The 21,127-nt window shown below is 63.4% G+C and carries 21 protein-coding genes; 4 read left to right on the top strand and 17 right to left on the bottom strand.

The genetic code is table 11. From position 1 onward, the window contains the following. Window positions 1–10 precede the first annotated feature (10 nt). From IFT47_RS07315 to IFT47_RS07295, 5 genes are read right to left on the bottom strand one after another with little or no spacing between them, the layout of a single operon-like run. Entirely contained in the window at window positions 11–652 is a 642-nt protein-coding gene (locus IFT47_RS07315) for a tetratricopeptide repeat protein (protein WP_192172577.1), read from the bottom strand. After that, the gene (locus IFT47_RS07310) at window positions 649–1,458 is read right to left on the bottom strand and encodes an SDR family oxidoreductase (RefSeq protein WP_192172578.1); all 810 of its coding nucleotides are present in this window, start codon (window positions 1,456–1,458) and stop codon (window positions 649–651) included. Before IFT47_RS07310 ends, IFT47_RS07315 begins: the two co-directional genes overlap by 4 nt. After that, a complete protein-coding gene (locus IFT47_RS07305) occupies window positions 1,445–2,134 on the bottom strand; it encodes a TenA family transcriptional regulator (protein ID WP_192172579.1) in 690 nt (229 codons plus the stop codon). The genes IFT47_RS07310 and IFT47_RS07305 overlap by 14 nt, the downstream gene beginning before the upstream one ends. Next, entirely contained in the window at window positions 2,131–3,612 is a 1,482-nt protein-coding gene (locus IFT47_RS07300) for an AMP-binding protein (RefSeq protein WP_192172580.1), read from the bottom strand. Before IFT47_RS07300 ends, IFT47_RS07305 begins: the two co-directional genes overlap by 4 nt. Continuing rightward, on the bottom strand, window positions 3,602–4,324 hold the full coding sequence (locus tag IFT47_RS07295) for a thermostable hemolysin (protein WP_192172581.1): 723 nt from the start codon (window positions 4,322–4,324) through the stop codon (window positions 3,602–3,604). The genes IFT47_RS07300 and IFT47_RS07295 overlap by 11 nt, the downstream gene beginning before the upstream one ends. 190 nt (window positions 4,325–4,514) lie before the next feature. Between IFT47_RS07295 and IFT47_RS07290 the strand changes: the two genes are divergently transcribed. Further along, window positions 4,515–5,066, top strand: coding sequence for a cytochrome b (locus IFT47_RS07290; RefSeq protein WP_192172582.1), 552 nt, complete (start codon window positions 4,515–4,517; stop codon window positions 5,064–5,066). A gap of 16 nt (window positions 5,067–5,082) precedes the next feature. Here the strand turns inward: IFT47_RS07290 and IFT47_RS07285 are convergent, their stop codons facing one another. The 10 genes from IFT47_RS07285 to tcuA all read right to left on the bottom strand — a co-directional run bounded on the left by IFT47_RS07285 (window position 5,083) and on the right by tcuA (window position 17,214). Beyond that, complete coding sequence (locus IFT47_RS07285) at window positions 5,083–6,825, bottom strand: dipeptide ABC transporter ATP-binding protein (RefSeq protein WP_192172583.1); 1,743 nt, start codon at window positions 6,823–6,825, stop codon at window positions 5,083–5,085. Continuing rightward, entirely contained in the window at window positions 6,822–7,769 is a 948-nt protein-coding gene (locus IFT47_RS07280; protein WP_192172584.1) for an acetamidase/formamidase family protein, read from the bottom strand. Before IFT47_RS07280 ends, IFT47_RS07285 begins: the two co-directional genes overlap by 4 nt. A gap of 78 nt (window positions 7,770–7,847) precedes the next feature. After that, the gene (locus IFT47_RS07275; protein ID WP_192172585.1) at window positions 7,848–9,455 is read right to left on the bottom strand and encodes an ABC transporter substrate-binding protein; all 1,608 of its coding nucleotides are present in this window, start codon (window positions 9,453–9,455) and stop codon (window positions 7,848–7,850) included. A gap of 26 nt (window positions 9,456–9,481) precedes the next feature. Beyond that, complete coding sequence (locus IFT47_RS07270; protein ID WP_192172586.1) at window positions 9,482–10,408, bottom strand: ABC transporter permease; 927 nt, start codon at window positions 10,406–10,408, stop codon at window positions 9,482–9,484. Continuing rightward, window positions 10,408–11,256, bottom strand: a complete 849-nt coding sequence (locus IFT47_RS07265; protein ID WP_192172587.1) for an ABC transporter permease — start codon at window positions 11,254–11,256, stop codon at window positions 10,408–10,410. The genes IFT47_RS07270 and IFT47_RS07265 overlap by 1 nt, the downstream gene beginning before the upstream one ends. Further along, window positions 11,253–11,837, bottom strand: a complete 585-nt coding sequence (locus IFT47_RS07260; RefSeq protein WP_192172588.1) for an ANTAR domain-containing response regulator — start codon at window positions 11,835–11,837, stop codon at window positions 11,253–11,255. The genes IFT47_RS07265 and IFT47_RS07260 overlap by 4 nt, the downstream gene beginning before the upstream one ends. Then, the gene (locus IFT47_RS07255; protein ID WP_192172589.1) at window positions 11,834–12,994 is read right to left on the bottom strand and encodes a transporter substrate-binding protein; all 1,161 of its coding nucleotides are present in this window, start codon (window positions 12,992–12,994) and stop codon (window positions 11,834–11,836) included. Before IFT47_RS07255 ends, IFT47_RS07260 begins: the two co-directional genes overlap by 4 nt. Window positions 12,995–13,248: 254 nt before the next feature. After that, window positions 13,249–14,553, bottom strand: a complete 1,305-nt coding sequence (gene tcuC / locus IFT47_RS07250) for an MFS transporter (protein WP_192172590.1) — start codon at window positions 14,551–14,553, stop codon at window positions 13,249–13,251. A 62-nt stretch (window positions 14,554–14,615) separates the two neighbouring features. Next, window positions 14,616–15,773, bottom strand: coding sequence for a tricarballylate utilization 4Fe-4S protein TcuB (gene tcuB, locus IFT47_RS07245; protein ID WP_192172591.1), 1,158 nt, complete (start codon window positions 15,771–15,773; stop codon window positions 14,616–14,618). Next, window positions 15,760–17,214, bottom strand: coding sequence for an FAD-dependent tricarballylate dehydrogenase TcuA (tcuA, locus tag IFT47_RS07240; protein ID WP_192172592.1), 1,455 nt, complete (start codon window positions 17,212–17,214; stop codon window positions 15,760–15,762). The genes tcuB and tcuA overlap by 14 nt, the downstream gene beginning before the upstream one ends. Before the next feature lie 221 nt (window positions 17,215–17,435). Here tcuA and IFT47_RS07235 point away from each other — a divergent pair, with 221 nt between their 5' ends. Further along, window positions 17,436–18,356: a LysR substrate-binding domain-containing protein gene (locus tag IFT47_RS07235; protein ID WP_192172593.1), complete on the top strand. Its 921-nt coding sequence runs from the start codon at window positions 17,436–17,438 to the stop codon at window positions 18,354–18,356. Window positions 18,357–18,543: 187 nt separating this feature from the next. Here IFT47_RS07235 and IFT47_RS07230 read toward each other — a convergent pair whose 3' ends face one another. Beyond that, window positions 18,544–18,825 carry a DUF2314 domain-containing protein gene (locus IFT47_RS07230; RefSeq protein ID WP_192172594.1) on the bottom strand — a complete coding sequence of 94 codons (282 nt, stop codon included), beginning with the start codon at window positions 18,823–18,825 and terminating at the stop codon, window positions 18,544–18,546. Between the two features lie 98 nt (window positions 18,826–18,923). On the opposite strand from IFT47_RS07230, the gene gcvA reads away from it, so the two are divergent. Together gcvA and IFT47_RS07220 are read left to right on the top strand one after the other, a co-directional pair. After that, the gene (gene gcvA / locus IFT47_RS07225; RefSeq protein ID WP_192172595.1) at window positions 18,924–19,829 is read left to right on the top strand and encodes a transcriptional regulator GcvA; all 906 of its coding nucleotides are present in this window, start codon (window positions 18,924–18,926) and stop codon (window positions 19,827–19,829) included. 75 nt (window positions 19,830–19,904) lie between these two features. Continuing rightward, the gene (locus IFT47_RS07220) at window positions 19,905–20,732 is read left to right on the top strand and encodes a DMT family transporter (protein WP_192172596.1); all 828 of its coding nucleotides are present in this window, start codon (window positions 19,905–19,907) and stop codon (window positions 20,730–20,732) included. An 11-nt stretch (window positions 20,733–20,743) separates the two neighbouring features. On the opposite strand, the gene IFT47_RS07215 is transcribed toward IFT47_RS07220, so the two are convergent. Further along, on the bottom strand, window positions 20,744–21,025 hold the full coding sequence (locus IFT47_RS07215) for a hypothetical protein (RefSeq protein ID WP_192172597.1): 282 nt from the start codon (window positions 21,023–21,025) through the stop codon (window positions 20,744–20,746). Window positions 21,026–21,127: the final 102 nt, after the last annotated feature.

The raw sequence follows: 21,127 nt of genomic DNA, 5'->3' as shown, positions 1-21,127 counted from the left end.
GAATGCTCCGTCATTTCAGTTTTTTGTTTACGTCCACCAGCAATAGCTGGATATCTTTACGGCGTCCACTGTCCGCCACTTCGCGGCCGGGGCGGGGTGCGGCGAGCAAAGCCTTTTCCAGCGCTGCCTTCGCCTGAGCGTAGTGGCCCTGGCGGTAGAGATGATCGCCCCAGAAATAAAGCGGATCGATGCCGTCAGGATTGAGTTTCAGCGCCTGCTCCAGCAGTCCTTGTGCCTTATCCGGGTCGCCGAACCCGATCGGCCATCCCGGCACGCGATCGTACAGCGCCGCCAAGCTGGCGTAGGCGGAGCCTTGCAAGGCATTGGGGTCCAGCGTCATGGCTTTTTCGAGATCGGCTTTCGCGGTTTTCACCTTGCTCAACGCACCGAGCCCGCCCTGGGCACCGGCCCAACTGCTGGTGACAATGCCCGACCAGATCCATGCCTCGGCGACGGCGGGACGCTGCTGGGTAAAAGCGGAGGACTTGGCGGCCAACTGTTCGAATGCAGCAACGCGCTGATCGTCCGGCAACTGGTATTGAATTCGCGCCCACTCCTGCTGAATCCCGGTCAGGCGTTGCTGGTCAGGGGCATCCAGTGCCCACACGGGCAGGGCGAGTGTGGCGAGCAGTACGACGAGTAGACGTTTCATGGTTTGGTGCTCTTGTCGAAGGGGGCGCTACTGAGTCGGCGAATGAGGGGCAAGTGCTTGCGCAGCCCACGGTCCACCACGGCGGGCAGCAGGCTGTTGAGGCGGACGAAGAACTGTTCTGGCCAGCCCATATAAAGCTCGCGCTGATTACCCACGATCGCACGGACAACGGCGGCGGCGACCGTCTGCGGATCGTCCTCGGCGGTTTTCAGTGCAGAGTTGAGCGCGCGCGCGGCGGGACTGTTCATCGTCGTGCGGGTGGCGCGCGGGGCGACGTACAACACGCCGACCCGCGTATCCGCCAGCTCACGGCGCAGGGCTTCGGAAAACCCCCGCAGCGCAAACTTGCTCGCGCAATACGTGGCGTAACCGGCATAGCCGATCGAGCCATAGGTCGAACCGACGTTCACCACCATGGCGCGGCTGGCCTGGCGCAGCAGCGGTAATAACAGGCTGGTGAGCTGAATCGGCGCGTTCAGGTTGATGTCGAGCATCGAATCGATCTCGGGCCCAGGCAACTGTTCCAGCATGGCGAAATGATTGATGCCGGCGGCGTTGATCAGCAGGTTGACCCCTTCCATCGCCTCCGCGGCCATCAGCACGTGCTGACGACCTTCGGCAGTGGTCAGATCGGCCTTCACCCAGTGCAACAGATGCGGGTACTGCTGTTGCAGTGGCAACAGCGGCTCCTGATGACGGCAGACGGCGAGCACTTCGGCGCCATGGCTGCACAGCGCCTGGGCAATGGCCATGCCGATGCCGCCACTGGCCCCGGTCAGGACGACGCGGGTTTCAGACAGACGCATGGGCGAGTTCCTTCACGGGTTCGGCGTGTACGAGGGGCAACTGACGGAACATCTCGGTGTACAAGCCGTACACCACTTTCGAGGCCTTGGTCACGGCCGCCTGATCCTCCGGATCTTCGAGACGGTCCATCAGCGCGCGGTAGGTCTCCATGTGGCCGACATCGAGGCTGCCATGGGAACTCAGGTAACTGAACGCAGTGGCCGGGAGTGCCAGGCGCTGCTGAATGCTGCCGGCGGCATGGGTCGCCAGGGCGATGCTGGTGCCTTCCAGCACGTTGACCATGCCGAACAGTCCCACCGGGTTGCCCCGCGCGATGAGATCGTAGAGGTACGCGACCATGAGCTCGATGGGCAGACCGGGCGTGCCGTCACGCACGGCATCGGCATCGCCACCGCAGGCGCGCAGGTCGTTGAGGATCCACTGCTCGTGGCCGTATTCGTCCTCAATGTACTCGCAGACCGCGCCACGCAGCCATTCCAGCCGGGCAGGCAGGCGCGCGCCACAGGCCATCATCAATGGCACGGTGTGCCGCACGTGGTAGTAGGCCTGGGTCAGGAAGGCGCGATAGCTCTCCAGCGAGACCTCACCGTGCAGCGCCTCATGGATGACGGGCAGATTGAACAAGGTCTCGCGCTCGGTGCGGGTGGCGTCTTGCAGGGCTTTGAAAAAACTCATGATTGAAGGTCCTTTGCTCGCGTGGGCTCAGTGAACAGATGTCGATAATTCGCCAGAATGGCGTCGCGCCGGGGTCGGCCGTTGGCGGTGGCCATGCCGTTGGCGGTGGTGAAAGGCTGATCGAGACGCGTCCAGTTGTGGACGCGTGCGTAGTCGGGCAGCGCCTGGTTGGCCTGGGCGACGGCGCTGTGTATTTGCGCGTCGGTGGTGTCCGGGCGCAGTGGCCACAGCAGCGCATGATTGCGAGGCAGGGCTTCGCCGTAGACAAACGCCTGAGCGATCCGACCGCGTTGGGTCAGTTCGGCCTCGACCCACTCAGGGTTGACGTTGCGACCATAGCTGGTCACGAACTGATGCTTCTTGCGACCGTGAAGGTAGAGGTAGCCGTTGGCGTCGAATTCGCCGAGATCACCGCTCGGCCACCACTCGGGTGTGGGTTCCGCGTCGCCGAGATATCCCAGCATCCGCGACCCGCCAATCAGGACCTCGCCGTCTTCGGCCAGGCGTATCTGCACATGGGGCAAGGGTTTGCCGACGCTGCCGGGATGGTGGGCGTCGGGGCGGTTGAGGGCCACGACCGACGCGCACTCCGACAGGCCGTAGCCTTCGTACATCGGAACGCCGAGGGCTTCGGCGCGCAGCAAGAGTTCATGGGTGACCTTGGCGCCGCCCACTGCGATGAAGCGCAGCGCTGCCGGGTTAAACGCATTCATCTCGCAAGCGCTGACCAGCAGCAGCAACAGCTGCGGAACCAGGATCATGCTGTGGGGCTGGCGCACCGCCAACGTCGACAGCAGGCGCGGCAACTCCACGCCACTCGCCCCTTGTATGCCCAGGGTTCGCTGACTCGGCAGACTCAGCATGGCCCCGGCGTAAAGCGCGGCGTAGCAGCCAACGTTTTCGAGCAGGATCGCCAGAGGCAAGAGTGAAAGGTGGTGGGCTGGCTGGCGAGACTCGCTGGCGCGCTGCAGCTCGAATGCCACGGCGAGTACGCTTGCGGCGTCGAGGCAGACACCTTTGGGGGTGCCGGTCGTGCCAGAGGTAAAGGTGAGCTTTGCCGTCCCGACGGGCAGGGGCGACGGCTGACGGTTCACGCGCCGCCAGAATCCCTCCTCATGACGGAATGCCGAGGGAGCGAGTTCACTAAAGTAGCTGTCGTCAGCAATGACCACGTCGGCCTGACTCTGCTCCAGGCAATGACGGCGCTGGGCGGCGCTGAAGAACGGCGGCAGCGTCACACAGGCCAGGCCTGCGAACAGAATCGCCAGGTCCCAGATCAGCAGGTCCGGGCCATTCTCAAGGGCGAGGGCCACGACCCGGGCGTCCAGGTCCTTGAGCCTTTCCTGACGCAGATTGATTTCTGCGTCCAGCTCGGCATAGCTCAATTTCAGGTCATCGCCCCACAGTGCACACGCATCGGGCTGCGCGGCGGCGAGATCAGTGATGCGCTGGCGGAAGCCGGTCAGTTCAGGCGACATGGCAGCTGTCCTCCAGTGTCAGGGGTAATCCGAAGCGTTCAAACACGCCGCTGCTGCTCAAGTGCAGGAAGCCTGCGCGGATGTCTCCCACGTGCACGCTGGGTTGAGAATCGTAGTAATTGCCCCACGCGTGCCTGTCGTCACCCAGGCGCAGAGGGTCGGCAACGCAAAGCGTGAGGGGTCGCAGGCCGAGGCGATTGAAGCTGTTCACCAGTCCGGCGCTGCCGGTGAACGCCACCCATTCCAGGCCGCTCATGGCGAGCAGCCAGGTCACAGTGATGATGCTCAGTCGCGCGCTGCCCAGGTTGCTGGCGGCGAGGTTGCCCACTTCGACGATGCCCTGACGGTCCACGGGCCTGCCTGCACTGGCTTCGATGATGTGCTCGACAGGCTGATCGAGGTAGCGCTCCAGGAACAGCGTCCCGGAGGTCGCCACCCGCACGCCGGCCACGGCGCAGAGGGTGCCTGTGTTGTCGTGGAGTCCAAACAGCTCCGGCATGAAGCTGCGGATCTCGGCGTTGTGGGCCTGGCGAAAGCGATGCTGGATGAACGTCTCGTAGGCGTCGCGCAGTGGCTCCTGAGTCAAGGCACGATTGAGCGTGAGGGGCGGTGATTGCGCAGTGCCGAATCCCATAGGCAGGCAATCCAGAGGCAGCGCACCGGACGGCATTGAGTGCTGTGGTAATCGGTTATTCCAGTCCAGACCCTGCATGGGTGTGGCTCCTCCCCAGTGGTGATGGGGTGGAGTATCGGTGTCGATTCTTAACGAAGTCTGAAGGTAGAGAAATTCACCTGGCCTGGCGTTTTCGCAACCTGCGCGGCGTCTTCAGACTGCCTTAAGACAGTGGCCTCAAGGTGCGCGGAAATCAGCAACATCCTCCCACTCAGCGAGCGCCCCCAACATGATCTCAACCCCACACCGATACGCCAGACTGTCGATGTCCCTGCACTGGCTGATGCTGGCGTTGTTCGTCGGCGTTTACGCCTGTATCGAGCTTAAGGGGTTCGCCCCTCGAGGAAGCACGTTGCGCTCGCTGTTGTCAGGCCTGCACGGCATGTTCGGTCTGTCGATATTTGCACTGGTCTGGCTGCGTTTGCTGGGCAGACTGATGTACCAGGCGCCACCCATCACGCCGGCCCCTCGCACCTGGCAACTCGGGATGGCCCACCTCGTTCATGGGCTGCTGTACGCACTGATGATCGCGACACCGGTGCTGGCCTGGCTGATGCTGGCGGCGGGTGGCAAGCCGATGCCGTACTTCGGCTTCTTCCTGCCCGCGCCCGTGTCCGTCGACCCTGATCTGGCCAGACAAATCAAAGGCTGGCACGAGTGGGCCGGGAATCTGGGCTATAGGTTGATCGGCGTACACGCGGCAGCGGGGCTCTTTCATCATTACCTTGTCCGCGACAACACCCTGCGCCGCATGCTGCCGTTGACGGGCGAAAAGCGTTAAGCGGTCACTGCTGTTATCACTCCACCGCCACCCAGTGATCTGCCGCCACCGCCGAAAACCGCTGCACCGGCGCGACAAAATCCGCTGTCTTTATCGGATCGGGGCGTTCCAGCTCCTTGAGCAAGCTCTTGAAATCCCGGCGCCGGCCCACTTCCGGCACCGGCACGGCCGCCAGCAAACGTCGGGTGTAGGGATGCTGCGGGTTGTGCAGCACCTGATCACGGGCGCCGATTTCGACGATGCGGCCGCCATACATCACTGCCACGCGGTGACAGATGCGTTCGACCACGGCCATGTCGTGGGAGATGAACAGGTAGCTGAGGCCATGCTCGGCGCGCAGCCGTTCCAGCAGCTCCAGCACTTGAGCCTGAACCGAAACGTCCAGCGCCGAGACCGATTCGTCCGCAATGATCACCTTGGGGTTCAGTGCCAGTGCCCGGGCGATGCAGATCCGCTGGCGTTGCCCGCCGGAAAACTGATGGGGATAGCGTTCGAGGGTGTCCCGCGGAAGATCGACCTGCTGCAGCAGTTGCGCCACACGCTCGCGCCGCTGGAGTTCGGGCATCTTGTCGTGAATCAGCAGCGGCTCGCCCACCAGATCGAACACGGTCTTGCGCGGATTGAGCGCCGCGTACGGGTCCTGGAACACCATCTGCACGTCGCGGCGCACCCGCTGCAACGCGTCACCCTGCAAACCGTTGAGTTCCTGCCCGAGCAATTTGACGCTGCCCTGATAGCTGAGCATGTTCATCAAGGCCTTGCCGGTGGTGGATTTGCCGCAGCCGCTTTCGCCGACCAGCCCCAGGGTTTCGCCCTGACGCAGCTCGAAACTCACGCCCTCGACCGCATGCACCGTGCGCGGCGTTTCGAACCAGCCGTGGCGCAGAGGAAAGCGCACGCTAAGGTCCTTGACCGCGAGCACCACCGGCTGTTCCGTCATGACATCAGGCGGTGGCGCGCTGCCCAGCACCGGCACGGCGGCCAGCAATTTGCGCGTGTAAGGCGCCTGCGCGTCGGTGAACACCTGTTGCAACGAACCGCGCTCTTCCATGCGGCCCTGATTCATCACCACCACTTCATCGGCCATTTCGGCGACCACGCCCATGTCGTGGGTGATCAGTAACAGACTGGTCGCGAACTGCTGCTGCAACTCGCGCATCAGCTCAAGGATCTGCGCCTGAATCGTCACATCGAGCGCGGTGGTCGGTTCGTCGGCGATGAGGATTTCCGGCTGGCAGAGCATCGCCATGGCGATCATCACCCGCTGACGCATACCGCCCGATAACTCATGGGGGTATTGGGTCAGGCGCTTGTCCACCTGGGGCATGCGCACGGCGTCGAGCATGGCCCGGCAGCGCTGACGAATCTCGCCGCGACTCAACGCCTCATGCCGGCGCAGGGTTTCCGCCAGTTGTTGGCCAACAGTCAGCAGCGGGTTCAGCGACGTCATCGGCTCCTGAAAAATCATGCCGATGCGCTTGCCACGCAGGCGTTGCAGGTCCCGTTCCGGCAGGCTCAGCAGGTCGCGGTCGTCGAACAGGATCGCGCCACCGGGGACGCTGGCCGCCTTGGGCAGCAGGCCCATGATCGCCAGGGACGACAGCGATTTGCCGCTGCCCGATTCGCCGGCGATGCACAGGGTGCGGCGCGGATACAGGACGAAACTCAACTCATCGACCACCCGACGCCGTGACGCGCCGCCACCGACGTCGATGCTCAGCCGCTCCACCGACAGACTCGGCTGCTCGGCTGGCTTCACTGGAACACCACTTTCGGAAAGTAGAACGACACCACCCAGTTCGGCAGGTCGACGATTTCGCTGATGCGCATATCGCCGCACACCGAGCACAGCATATAGGCCTGCTCCGCCGGCATGCGGTGCTCGCGGCACAGCCAGTCGATGGTGTTGGCGACGGCCTGGCGGGCGGCTTGCATCAGGTCCGGGCCGATGCCGGTGAAGGCTTCGTAGCCGGCGCTGTCCAGGTGCCCCGTCACTGGGCCGGGGGTGCTGAAACGCGGCGTGGCCAAGGGCGTTTGCTTGATCAGGTCGAGCGTGACCACCACATCCATGGCGCTCTCGATGGCGGTGCCGCAGACCTCGCCATCGCCTTGGGCCGCGTGGGTATCGCCGATGGAAAACAGCGCGCCGGCGACTTCCACCGGCAGGTACAAGATGCTGCCGGCCGCCAGGTCGCGGATGTCCAGATTGCCGCCGACCCGGCGCGGCGGCACGATAGAATGCAGCCCGGCTTCGGCCGGCGCTACGCCGACGGTGCCGGCGAACGGCTTGAGCGGCACTTTGGCGAAATCACCGAAGGCGGCGGGGGCGAGGGTCTGCGTGTCGTAGTGCCACAGCGCTAACGCAGGCGCCTGAAACTGATCGGCGAGCAGGCCGAAGCCGGGAATGTTGGCGGTCCAGCCGAAGCCGCCGGGCTTGAAGCTGTCCAGGGTGATTTTCAGGATGTCACCGGGTTCGGCACCCTCGACGTAGATCGGTCCGGTGACCGGATTGATCTGGTCGAAGGGCATGACGCTGACGTCGGCCACTTGCGATTGCGCAGTGAAATAGCCGTTGGACGAATCCCGGCAGTTCATCTGCAGGGTGGTGCCGGGCGCCACGCGCTCGACCGGGGTAAAGCTGCGGTCCCAGCCGAAGTGGCTGCTGACGCTGTGAATGGTCTTGACCAGGCAGTTCTGGCACATGGGTGCGGTCCTCGTTGCTAAGGGGCAAGGCGTGATGGCCTGTGACCCGGCGTTTACCGGGAGCAGGCCAGCGCGACATCACTTCACCCAGATGTAGTCATAGTTGACCGGCACGTGGACCGGGTCGACGTACAGCGCGTCGTCGCCGCCCATGCGCTTGGAACGCACGGTGAAGCGTTGCTCGTTGAAGATCGGCACCCACGGCGCATCGGCCATGGCGTCGGTGAAGATCTTCTTCCAGGCCTCGGTGCGCTCGGCCTGTTGTTCCGGGCGGGCCATGGCGTCGGCTTTGGCGGCGCGTTCATCCAGCGCCTTGTTGCAGTACAACGACCAGTTCCAGCCGCCTTCCACCGCGCCGGTGCAACCGAGAATCGGGCCGTAGAAGTTCGACGGATCCGGGAAGTCGGCGATCCAGGCCATGCCGCCGGACCACACCATCGGCGCCTGATCTTTGGAGCTGCCGGCGGCAATCACGTTGGCCTGGGCCAGGGATTTGATCTGCACGCGGATGCCGACCTTGGCCAGGTCCTGTTGGATCGACTGGGCGATGCGCGGCTGCGGGTCGGTGTTCATCACGTACAGCTCGGTGTCGAAACCCTTGGCCAGACCGGCGTCGGCCAGCAGCTTTTTCGCACCTTCGACGTCGTAGGGCAGACCCTTGTACTGGGTGTCATAACCGGGCATCGCCGGCGGCAGCGGTTGGTTCGCCGGCACTGCGCGCCCGTTGATGATGCGCACGATGCGTTCCTTGCTGATGGCCATGTTGATGGCCTGGCGCACCTTGAGATTGTCGAACGGCGGCAGGGTGGTTTTCAGCGTCACGTAGCCGGTCTGCAACTGATTGCCGGTGACCAGCAATTGTTTGGAGGCCGGGTCGTTCTTGAACTGCAGGAACTGCGCGGGCGGCACGCCGTCGCCGGCAATGTCCACTTCGCCCTTGTTCAGGCGCAACAGCGCAACGGTCGGGTCCTGGCCGATTTCGAAGGTGATCTTGTCGACGTAGGGCAGGCCCTTCTGGAAGTAATTCGGGTTCTTCACCAGTTCGAGCTTCTGCCCCAGTTTCCACTCGGCCAGGCTGAACGCGCCGCTGCCCACCGGGTGTTTGCCAAAGTCGGCGCCCCATTGCTCCACCGCTTCCTTGGGCACCACCGAGGCGAAGTTGATGGCCATGATGTGCAGGAAGGTCGCGTTCGGTGCGCTCAGCGTGATGGTCAGGTGTTGGTCGTCGACCACCTTGATGCCGCTGAGGGTGGTGGTCTTGCCGCCGGTTACGTCTTCATAACCGACGATGGAGCTGAAGAAACCGGCGCCCGGGCTCTGGGTTTTCGGGTTGACGGTGCGCTCCAGGGAATTCTTGACGTCATTGGCGACCAGCTCACGGCCGTTCTGGAATTTCACGCCCTTGACCAGGGTGAAGCTGTAGACCAGCCCGTCCGGGGAAATGCTGTAGTCCTCGGCGAGGCTTTTCACCAGCTCGGTGGTGCCGGGTTTGTAGTCCATCAGGCGGCCGAACAGGCTTTTGATCATCGACCAGTTCTGCCAGTCGTAGCCAATCGCCGGGTCCAGCGTCGCGACATCGTTCTGGTAGGTCACCACCACATCGCCGCCGCTTTTCGGCGTGTCGGCCCACAGTGGCGTGGTAAACAGCGTGGCCGCCACGGCCAGGGTCAGCGCGTTGATCTTCATTGTTGTGCCCCGTTGTGTTGATGGATTCAGTGCTGCTTGATGTCGATGCGCGGGTCTACCAGGGGGATCATCAGATCCGCCAGCAGGTTGCCCAGCACGATGGCCACCGCCGACAGCGTGGTGACGCCTACGATGACCGGGATGTCGACTTGCTGGATCGACTGCCAGGCGAGCTGACCGATGCCCGGCCAGCCGAACACCGACTCGACCACCACCAGCCCGCCCATGAACACGCCGATGTCGATGCCGATCATCGGGATCACCGGCACGATCGCGTTGGGCAGCACGTGCACGAACACGATCCGCACCCGGCTCAGGCCCTTGGCCCGTGCGGTGCGGATGAAGTCCTGATGCAGCACTTCGATCATCGAAGAGCGGACCATGCGCGAGTACCAGCCACTGCCGAGGAGCCCGAGGGTCAGCGCCGGCAGCATCAAATGGCTGGCGCCGCCATAGCCGCCCAGGGGGAACCAGCCCAGTTGCACGGCGAAGAAGTACAGAAACAGCATCGCGGCGATGAATTGCGGCGCCGACACGCCGACGAAGGAAAACGCCATGAGCAGCTTGTCGGCGAAGCTGTCGCGTTTGAGCGCCGCGAGCATGCCCAGGCTGATGCCGATCAACAGCTCGAAGCCGATGCCGGCTGCCATCAGTTCTAGTGAAGGCCGCAGTCGCGCGCCGATCAGTTCACTCACGGCGGTGCGCTGGATGTAGGAGCGGCCAAGGTCGCCGTGGAGCAGGTTGCCCAGGTAACTCAGGTATTGCTGATAGAAGGGCAGGTCCAGCCCCAGTTGCGCCCGAATCGCCGCGACCACTTCAGGGGTCGCGCTGCGCCCGGCGATTTGCCGCGCCGGGTCGGCAGGCAGCAGGAACAGCAACAGGTAGGTGATGAAGGTCACGCCGAGCAGAATCAGCAGCGCGTAACCGACCCGGCGGCAAATGAACGGCAGCATCAGCGACGCCCCTTGAGTGTGGGGTCGAGTTCGTCGCGCAGGGCGTCGCCGACCAGGTTGAACGCCAGAGACAAGAGGATGATCGCCGCGCCCGGAATGAATACCAGCCAAGGCGCGGAGGTGAAGTACGTCTGGCTCTCGAAAATGATGTTGCCCCAGCTCGGCGTCGGTGGCTGCACGCCCACGCCCAGGTACGACAAGGTGGCTTCCAGCAAAACGGTGGTGGAAATGCCCAGCGTCGCCCACACCAGAATGGTCGGCAGCAGATGGGGCAACAGATGGGAGAACAGGATGCGCAGGGAACTGGCGCCGAGGGTGCGCTCTACGGCGACGAAATCCCGCGCACTCAGCGCCACGGTTTCCGCGTAAATCACCCGGGCGATCTGCACCCAGTTGACCATCGCGATGACCATGGCAACGATCCACACGCTGGGCTGGAAAATCGCCGACAGGGCAATCGCCAGCAGCAGGGCGGGGAAGGCCATCATCAAGTCGGTCAGGCGCATCAACGCGCTGCCGAGCCAGCCGCGCACAAAGCCGGCGGTCAGGCCCACAAGTGTGCCGATCAGCACCGCCAGCCCGTTGGCCAGCACGCCAATGAACAGCGAGGTGCGCGCGCCGAAAATCAACCGCGACAGCAGGTCCCGGCCGAGCAGGTCGGTGCCCATCCAGTACGGCGTCGCCGGGGCCATCGGTGCGCCTTCCAGGGTCAGGCCTTCGACGAATTGCTCGTCCGGGTCGAAGGGGCTTATCCACGGGGCCAGCGCCGCGAGCAGCACCACGGTGACGATAAACAGCAGCGAAACCGCCACGGCCGGTCGACGCAAGAGGGCCTTGAGGGTGTTCATGCGCGGTCCTCGTCCCGCGCCGCGAGGAGGTCGACGCACAGTGTTTCGATCGGCCGGTTGAGCTGCATCGACAGACTGCGCAAACGCTCGTAAGCCGTCGCCTCGTTGATGCGCTGGGTCACCATCAAGCGCGCCAGGGCCTGGGCCATGAGCGGACGCAGTGCCAGGCGCTGTTGCAAATCGTTGAGCCGTTCGGCATCGGCGCGCTGCCGCTCGCGCAATCCCACCGCCATCATCAGCGTGGTGTACACCGAGCCCTGGCTGATGGGTTTGTTGAGCAATGCCGTGGCGCCAAGCTGCAGCGCCCGCTGGATCTGCGACAGGGTTTCGTGGGCCGTCAGCGCAACGATGGGAATGCTGGCCGCATTCAGCGCCTCAACGGCGAGGGGGCTGGCGAAATGTTCGATTTCAAGGATCGCCGCGAAACAGCCTTGGGTGTCACACGGTCCATCGTGATCCAGCGCTTGCGAGTGGATACCCAGGCGTTGAAGGCTCTTGCCCAGATTGGCCTGACTGCGTTCATCGCAGTCGATCAGCAGCAAGTGACCCTGGTCGAAAGCAGGAAAGGCGCGTGTGTTCATTTGACGATCCTCAAGCGCGGTGCCGGGGTGGCGTGTCGGTCGACCCCATCGGCGTGTACATCCGTAACAGTGAGATAAGGGTCGGCGGCAATGGGGTGAGGCGCCGATTGCACAACCTGGAAGCGCCCATCGCGCAGTTCAGCGATATGACTGGCCAGCGCGCTGTGATGATTGCGCGCCGACAGACTGACAGTGCCGAGCACGCTGGCGACCGGGTGGCCGTAAAGGTGCTCGCAAATCGCCTTGGGCGATGCATCCTCGCTGGCGTGCAAAGCGTCGGCGAACACCCGTAGCGACGTGTAGGCGCTGGTGTAATAGTGCGAACAGATGCGCGGGCCATGGCGCTGCTGACCCTCGCAAAACGCGGGGTCAAGCGTTTCAAAAAACGGCCCGCAGGACAGCAGCCGCAGCGCCTGCATCGGACCGACCCCATCGAGCTCCGCTTCGGTCAGGTTGCAGCTGAGCACCGGCAGGCGCAGGCCTTGGCGCTGGCACGCACGATCCAGTTGCTGCAGAAAGGCGTAGGACGATTCCCCCACCAGGTTGTTGAGCACGAACGCGGGCGGGTCCTGAATCAGCCCTTCTATCAGCGTGTCGAAGCCAGTCGCGCCCAGGTGCCAGTACTTTTCCCCGAGCACTTCGGCGCCGTTGGCTTCCAGCACTTCCCGGGCAATGCGGTTGCTTTCCCAGCCCCAGACGTAGTTGGAACCGAGCAGAAACGCCCGCCGACCGAACTGGCTCAAGGCGTAGCGCAACAGCGGCAACAGCGTCTGGTTCGGGCATCCGCCGAGGTACAACACGTTTTCGCTGCTTTCGTAGCCTTCGTACGGGCTCGAATACCAGAGCAGCGCACCGTGCTGGTCCAGGTCCGGGATGATTTCCTTGCGACTCGCCGACAGCGTGGTGCCGAAGATGTGCCGGACGCCCGCACCCAGCAATTGGGCAACGCCGCTGCTGTAGCCGGCTGGATCGCCTTGGGGGTCGACGCAGATGGCCTCCAGTTGCACGCGGCGGCGGGCGTCGGCGTTGACTTCGGCCAGCGCGTCCTGCAAACCGAGCAAGGCGCTGCGGCCCATGCGCCGGTAGGTGCCTTCGGTCGAGAGCAGGAAGCCGACGTGAACGGTGGGGCGCAGGTCGGGAGTCAAAAAGTTCGGCATGGACAGCATCCATAAAAAAAGCCCGATCAACCCGGTAGGGGTCGATCAGGCTTCGATACCTGGCGCATTCGAGGCGCGTATGTGGACGAGACTTAAGGACCAGGGTCCGGCTTGCCGTTTGTTTTGACCATGAAATAAGCGTGCCAAGTAAATTCCGCCCGTATTGATGGCCTTCGCTGGCAGTGGTCTGCACGGCATTGCTCCGCAGTGGGGCGCTCGGTGATGAAGAGCCTCAAAGGGGAGCAGGGCGGTTATTACAACGCCCCGGCCGGCAGCGCCCGGCGCTGCCGGTACAGCACCAGCGTCGCGCCAAATCCACAGATCGCCGCAAACATCAGCCAGAACGCCGGAGAAGCCTTGTCGCCCGTGGCCTGCACCAGAAACGTCGACATCGCCGGCGTGAATCCGCCGAACACCGCCGTCGCCAGGCTGAAGGCCAGCGAGAACCCGACCACCCGCACTTCCTGGGGCATGACCTCGGTCAGCGCCGCCACCATCGCGCCGTTGTACATGCCGAAGAAGAACGAGAAATACAGCAAGACCGCCAGCAGCCGCTCGAAGCTTGCCGCTTCCGCCAGCCAGTGCATCGCCGGGTAGGCGGTGAAGATGCACAGCAGTGAAATCCCCAGCAACAGCGGCCGACGCCCGATGCGGTCAGACAATGCGCCGCCGATGGGCAGCCAGATGAAGTTGGTCAGGCCGACAAACAGCGTGACCACCAGGCTGTCAGTGGTGCTCAGGTGCAGCACGGTCCTGCCGAAGGTCGGCGTATAGACGGTGATCAGGTAAAACGTTGTGGTGGTCATCGACGCCAGCAACCCGCCGGCCAACACCGTGCGCCAGTTCTCGCGCATCGAACGAAACACTTCGCGGGTGCTGGGATGGTGCAGACGGCGCTTGAACGCTTCGGTTTCCTCAAGGGAGCGACGGATCACGAAGATGAACGGGATGATCACGCAACCGATGAAGAACGGAATCCGCCAGCCCCACGCGGCGATTTCGCTGGCCTGCAGATAGGAACTGATGCCGTAGCCCAGCGCGGCGGCGAGGATGATCGCGATCTGCTGGCTGGCGGACTGCCAACTGGTGTAGAAGCCGGTGCGGCCCGGGGTCGCGATTTCGGCGAGGTACACCGACACGCCACCCAGCTCAGCCCCCGCCGAAAAGCCCTGCAACAACCGTCCGAGCAGCACCAGTACAGGTGCGGCGACGCCAATGGTGGCGTAACCCGGCACCAGCGCGATCAGCACCGTGCCACAGGCCATGATTGCCAGCGTCACGATCAGGCCTTTGCGGCGCCCGACTTTGTCGATGTACGCGCCCAGCACGATGGCCCCCAGCGGACGCATCAGAAAACCCGAGCCGAACACGGCGAAGGTCATCATCAGCGAGGCGAACTCGCTGCTGGCCGGGAAGAACGTCTGCGAGATGTAGGTGGCGTAGAACCCGAACAGAAAGAAGTCGAACTGTTCGAGAAAGTTGCCGCTGGTGACGCGGATGATGGCGCCGACTTTCGAGGCGCGCGACCGCGTGGCTTCGGTGGTGGGGGTGCTGTTCATGGCTAATCGAGACTCTTTGTTTTTATGGAGTGTGCAACGCGTGTGCATCGGTGTTGCGGGCCTCAGTCGCTGCCCGCGTTGATCGGATTCGGCTGACGTTTTTCGATGGAATACTTGAGCAATGCGGCGCTGCGGAAGATGCCGTGGGCGAACTTGCTGTAAGGCATGGTCAGGAAGAAGGCCATGACCAGTCCCAGATGGATGGCCAGCAACAGGCCCAGCGCGCTGCTTTCGCGGAACGCCAGCAGGGCCAGACCGCTGCCGCTGACCAGCAGCAACAGGGCGATGAAGCCGCGGTCCATGGGTTTCTGTTTCTCATCACCCTGGTCCGGGTTGCGCCGAAGGTTCATCCACAGCAGCCCGGCCGGGCCCACCAAAAGGCCTATGCCACCGGCCACGCCGAGCATCACCGGCAGGCTGAAAATCGGGTAGGGCGCCGACCAGTCGAGCAAGTAGTGATACAGCGTCGCCGTGCCGGTGGCGGCGAAGCACAGCATGAAGCCGTAGAAGGTCAGGTGGTGGAAACGTCGCCGCCATAACGTGAATTTGTCGTCGGCGTTGTTACACCCTTCGCCATGGCCGCCGTCCAGGTATTTGAGCTGGGCGACGTTGGCCGTCGCTTCCAGCGCAGCGCTGGCTTTCAACGGCAGCGTCGATTGTGCGGGCGACACATTGCGCCAGAATCGCCGAACGCCGATGCCCAGCGCCAGCACGGCAAAGCCGAACACCGCGCCGAACATCAGGGCCAGGGTGTTGTGCGGGAAGATCCCGTAGAAGTTGCCGCCTGGCATGGCGGTGAACAGGTTGCCCATGACCATCAGCGTCAGGCACAGGAAAAACGCCAGCCCCGCGCCGGACGCCAACGCCAGGGTCAGGCCGTTGCGCTGATACAACGTGCCCAGCGCCTGGGGCCACGCGTATTCGGCGTAGGTGTCCAGACGCACCTTGGCCATGGCCTTGGGCACATTGACCGCGAACTCGTGAGGGGCGGCGTATTGGCAGGCCGACAGGCACGCCCCGCAGTTGTGGCACAGGTTCGCCAGGTAATGAATGTCAGCCTTGCCGAACTCAAGGCGGCGGGTCATTGCCGGGAAAACCGCACAAAATCCCTCGCAGTAGCGGCAGGCATTGCAGATGGTCATCTGCCGCTCGACTTCGCTTTCCTGCAGGTTGAGGACCGGGATCAAGGCACTCGATGTCTTTGGATCAAACAGTTGCATGTCGGCGTTCCGATTTCATTGAAGAGGGACCGAAGCCCGCGGAGGCGGCAGCCTGCACGCCGGCGATACGGCCGAACGCAGTGCCGATGGCCATGCCGATGCCAGCGGTGTAGCCCTTGCCCAACACGTTGCCGGCCATCATCTCGCCGGCGACAAACAGGTTGGGGCTGGGCTTGCCCTGAAAGTGCACCGCGGCGGTTTCGTCGGTCGCCAGCCCCAGGTAGGTGAACGTCACCCCCGGTTTCAGCGGGTAGGCATAAAACGGCGGCTTGACCAAGGGGCGGGCCCAATGGGTCTTGGTCGGCGTCAGGCCCTCGGTGTGGCAGTCATCCAGGGCGGTATGGTCGAAAGTGCCCACCTGACAGGCCCGGTTGTAGTCCTCGACGGTCTTGACGAAGGTGGCTTCCGGCAGATTGAGCAAGCGGGCCAGCGCTTCCAGCGTGTCGGCTTTGGTGCCCGGGAACACCGGCGGCATGAAGCGGCCAATGGCTTGCTGGTCGATAATCGAGAACGCTTGCTGGTTCGGCTGACCGGCCACCAGACGTCCCCAGATCGCATAGCGCTTGGGCCAGAAATCCTCGCCCTCGTCGTAGAAACGTTCACCGTCGCGGTTGACCACCACGCCCAGGGACACGCAGTCGATACGTGTGCAGATGCCGCCGTCATACAGCGGAGCGCGGGCGTCGATGGCAACCATGTGCGCCTGGGTCGGGTCGCCGATGATGTCAGCGCCGAGGTCCTGCATACGCCGCAGCAGGACCCCGGTGTTAAAGCGTGTGCCGCGAATCAGGAAATTGTCCGACGGCCATTCGCCGCGCTCGTTCTGGCCCCAGGCTTCGCGCAGCCACTCACGGTTGGATTCGAAACCGCCCGCCGCCATGACGCAGGACCGCGCTTCGATGCGCTCAGCGGGGAGCCGCTGTCCGTCCACCTCCCGCTCACCGATGTGGGCGGCAACGAATGCGCCGTCCTTCATCTCGATGTCGGTGACCTGGGCGTCGTAGCGAATCTGGATGCCCAGACGTTCGGCGCTGCGAAAATAGGCGTTGATCAGCGCTTTGCCGCCGCCCATGAAAAACGCGTTGGTGCGCGCCACGTGCAGGGCGCCCGACAACGGCGGCTGGAAATGCACGCCGTGGGAGCGCATCCAGTCGCGGCAGCTGGCAGAGGCCCGAATGGCGATGCGCGCGAGTTTTTCATCGGTCAGGCCGCCGGTCACCTTGAGCAGGTCCTGCCAATACTCTTCTTCCGGATAGGCGTCGATCAGCACATCTTGCGGTCCATCGTGCATGCAGCGCAGGTTGCGGGTGTGCTGGGAATTGCCGCCGCGCCACACCTTGGGCGAACCTTCGAGCAGCATCACGCTGGCACCGGCCTCCCGGGCCATCAGCGCGGCGCACAGGGCCGCGTTGCCGCCGCCAATCACCAAAACGTCAACCATCATCACTCCTCGTCACGCCAGCGCTGGACAGAGTGCAACTGGCGGTGATGAACAGTAGGGACAGGCGCCGCGGGCCGAAAGGCGGGTTAAGGCGAGGGGGCTTAAGTTTTAGTAAAGGGTTAGGCTGCTCGACAATGCTCAACTTTCGAACGCTGGCTGGCTGGCTGGCTGTCTGCAGCATGCAGCTGGCGTATCACCGCGTACCTCAACGAGGCCCCCCTGTGGAACTGCGCCAACTTCGCTACTTCGTCAAAGTCGTCGAGATGACCAGCCTGGGGCGCGCCGCCCTGGAATTGAATGTCGGTACGTCCGCGTTGAGCCAGCAGATGAGCAAGCTCGAAGCCGAACTGGCCACGCGCCTGCTTAACCGCACCTCCACTGGCGTCAGCCCGACGGCGGCGGGCCTTGCGTTTTTGCACCACGCGCAACTGACCCTGCGCCAGGCAGACGCCGCCGTGCAGGCCGCGCAACGCGGGCGCATGCGCGGCTACGTCAGCGTCGGCCTGCCACCGACCACGGCCAGCGTCCTGGCCTTGCCGCTGATCGAAGCGATGCGCGCGCGTTATCCAGATATCCAGCTGCATCTGGTGGAGATGCTCTCCGGCTACCTCGCCAGCCAGCTCAATGCACGACAACTGGACCTTGCCGTGGTGTTCCAGGCCGACATCGCCCGGCGCTGGACCCTGATTCCCCTGCTCGACGAAGCCGTGACCCTGCTGCACGCCCCGGGCTTCCCCGGCATCCCGCCCGGCGACACCCTCAGCCTTGCGCAGATCGGCGACATTCCCCTGGTGCTGCCGAGCAGCGGCCATGGCTTGCGCGCCACCCTCGCGAACGCTTTCGAAGCGGCCGGCATGGCCTTGAACGTGGCGATGGAAATCGACGGACTGGCGACCTTGATGGACGTGGTGCGCCACGGCGTCGCCGCCACCCTTCAGCCCGGCGCCGCAGCGGCACGTTTTGCCGGGTCGGGATTATGTGTGGTGCAGATCCACGAGAAGCACCTGATGCGCCGCAACACCCTGGCCAGTTTGCCGGACGACGAACTGTCGCCTGCGGCGCTGGCGGTGAGGGTGGTGATTCGGGATGTGGTGAGGGAGCTGGTGGAGAAGCGGGAGTGGCCGGGGGCGACGTTGCTTTGAGTAGCGCGCACGCGGCATTCAATCGGCAGGCTTCCCGGCTGAAGCCAGTCCTGCATTCGAGCACAGACTCGATTTCACTGACTGCACGCGGCGGTTAGGTAGGACCGGCTTCAGCCGGGAGGAGGCCAGTTTGAACGCCATCGATCTTGCGGTCTGACACCTGACGCTTTCCCGGCTAAAGCCGGTCCTACGCCTGGTTTTCACTCACTGTCGCTGACTGGCCGCTGATGAACTCCCCGTCAAACTCGATGTCGGTGACCCACATGTTTTCGACGGCAGGGATGTCGGGGTCGTCGGCGTCCAGCACGAAAGACATTTTGACCGCCGCAATGTCCAGGCTTTTGACGATTCTGCGTGCCTCCCAAGACAGCTCGCGCCAGAAGAACTTGAAGGTGGCCTGAGCGCTGGCGACCGCCGCCTTGAGTTCGTCGCTCTCGCCTTTAACGCTGTAAATGATCTGTCCGGTCATACGTGAGTCGTTCCCTCTGTCAATCTGCATAATGTTCTACCATGAGCCATCATTCATGGTGTGGGCGGCTCCGTTCATACCCGTTGAGGCCCGATGAGATGAGAGACCTGCCACCCACCGCCACCTTGCGCGCCTTCGAAGTCGCCACCCGTCACGGGACATTTACCTCCGCGTCCGAAGAGCTGCACGTTACCCAAAGTGCGGTCAGTCACCAATTAAAAAATCTTGAAGACATCTGGGGCGTGCAGCTGTTTCAGCGCGGCAAGACGTTGAGCCTGACGCCGGCGGGTGCCGCCCTGGCGCCGATCGTGCGGACGTTTTTCATGAACCTGGAGGCCACGCTTGCGGACCTGCGTGAAGAGAACGGCCGTGTCAGGCTCAAGGTCAGTACGACCTATTCCTACGCGCTGAAATGGCTGTTGCCGCGCTTGCCCAATCTGTCCCAGTTGCACCCGGAAATCCTCGTCACGCTAGACAGCACAGACACCGCCATCAAGTTCGCCAGCGGCGATCCCGACGTTGCGATCCGTCTGGGTGGCGGTAACTACCCCGCGCTGCACTCGGAATTTTTGTTCAGGGAACACATTTTTCCCGTGGCGAGCCCTGACTTGCTCAAGCGCTTCGGCATGCCCCGAGAGCCGGGCGAGTTGTTGCGTTACCCGCTGTTGGCCCGGGACGGTTCCGACCTGGTGCCAAAATGGGAAGTCTGGTTCCAGAACATCGGCCTGGGTGTGACTTCGCTGAAGGAAAGCGTGCGTTTTCCCGATACCAACATGACCGTGGAGGCGGCTTTGTTAGGGCAGGGCATCGCCCTCGTTCGCAGTGGGCATGTGGAAAAAGAGGTGCGTGACGGCAGTTTGATCAGGCTGTTCGATGTGCCGTTTCCCTCGCCGGTGGCCTACTATTTCGTCTGCCCGAAGGGGGTGGAAACCCAACCACACGTGGCCAGTTTTCGCGATTGGCTGCTCGATGAGTCGACAGCGGCGGGGAAGACCTACGGCTGAGGCATGATTATTTACTCATGGCTGGATGAAGAAACGTCGCTTTTGTTTCCCGGCGTCGACTGACTACTATCGGGCATGCCTACTCACATCATCCTGCTAATCCTCTTCGCCGCCTTGCTGCACGCCAGCTGGAATGCCTTGCTGCGCGGCGGTGGCGACAAACTCTGGTCGATGACCGTCATGTGCGTGGCGGTGGCCATCGTCAGCATTGCCGGGGCGCTGTTCATGGACGCCCCGGCGCCGGAGAGCTGGCCTTACGCGGTGCTCTCGGCGCTGCTGCATATCGGCTACAACCTGTTTCTGGTACGTACTTACCGCAGCGGCGACCTCGGGCAAACCTACCCGATCTCACGGGGTTCATCGCCGGTGCTGATCACGCTGTGTGCGTCGATATTTGCGGGGGAGGTGGTCGAGACCGGCGCGATGATCGGCATTGCACTGGTGTCAGCGGGGATTATTTCTCTTGCGTTCAAGGGCCGGAAACTGGACATGACCAGCCTCCCTTATGCGCTGGGCACCGGGTGTTTCATTGCGGCCTATAGCGTGACCGACGGCATCGGCGGGCGTCTGTCCGGCGCGCCGATGGCGTACACCGCCTGGATGTGCGCCCTGTGGGGCGTAATGATGCCGATCACTTATATCTGCCTGCGGGACGCACGCAGTCTGTTCACGGTCCGGCCCGGTTTGGTTGCCGCGTTGGGGGGAGGTGTGGTGTCGCTGCTCGCTTACGGCATCGTCATTTACGCGATGACCCTCGCGCCCATGGGAGCGGTGTCGGCTCTGCGTGAAACCAGCGTGCTGTTTGCCGCCTTGCTCGGGTATCTGTTTTTGGGCGAGTCGCTGACCGTGCGCAAGATCCTTGCGTGCGTGGTCATTGCGGCCGGCACGATCATCATCGGCTGAGCGGCGCCCGCTTACTTGCGCAGCTTCGGTTTGACCGCCTTCAACCGCGCAATGGCGAGGTTGTGCAGGTATTGGCGTACGGCGTCGTGATGCTCGACGCTGACGTGATAGCTGTCCAGCAGTCCCAGCAAATACCCCTCGGCCATGGCGTGGTAACGCGACACGCTTTCCCGAGTGTCACTGGTGTTGAGCCGGGCAATCAGCTCGCCGATCCGGGCGTAGTGCTCATGTGAGAACCAGTCCTGCTGAGGCGCAGAGCCTGCGTCATCGGTCAGGGGCGTGTGCAGATTCATTGAGCCTCCAGGCAAGCACAGCGGTCGCGGGCTGAAAGGACGCGGGAGGAGTTTGCTGCTAGATCCCACGAACATGGGGTTGGACAGCGCATCTGCCGCAAA

Source organism: Pseudomonas sp. CFBP 13711 (genome assembly GCF_014842265.1).
Taxonomy (GTDB): Bacteria; Pseudomonadota; Gammaproteobacteria; order Pseudomonadales; family Pseudomonadaceae; genus Aquipseudomonas.
Note: the sequence above shows the minus strand (reverse complement) of the source record. Positions and strands in the feature narration are given on the sequence as shown.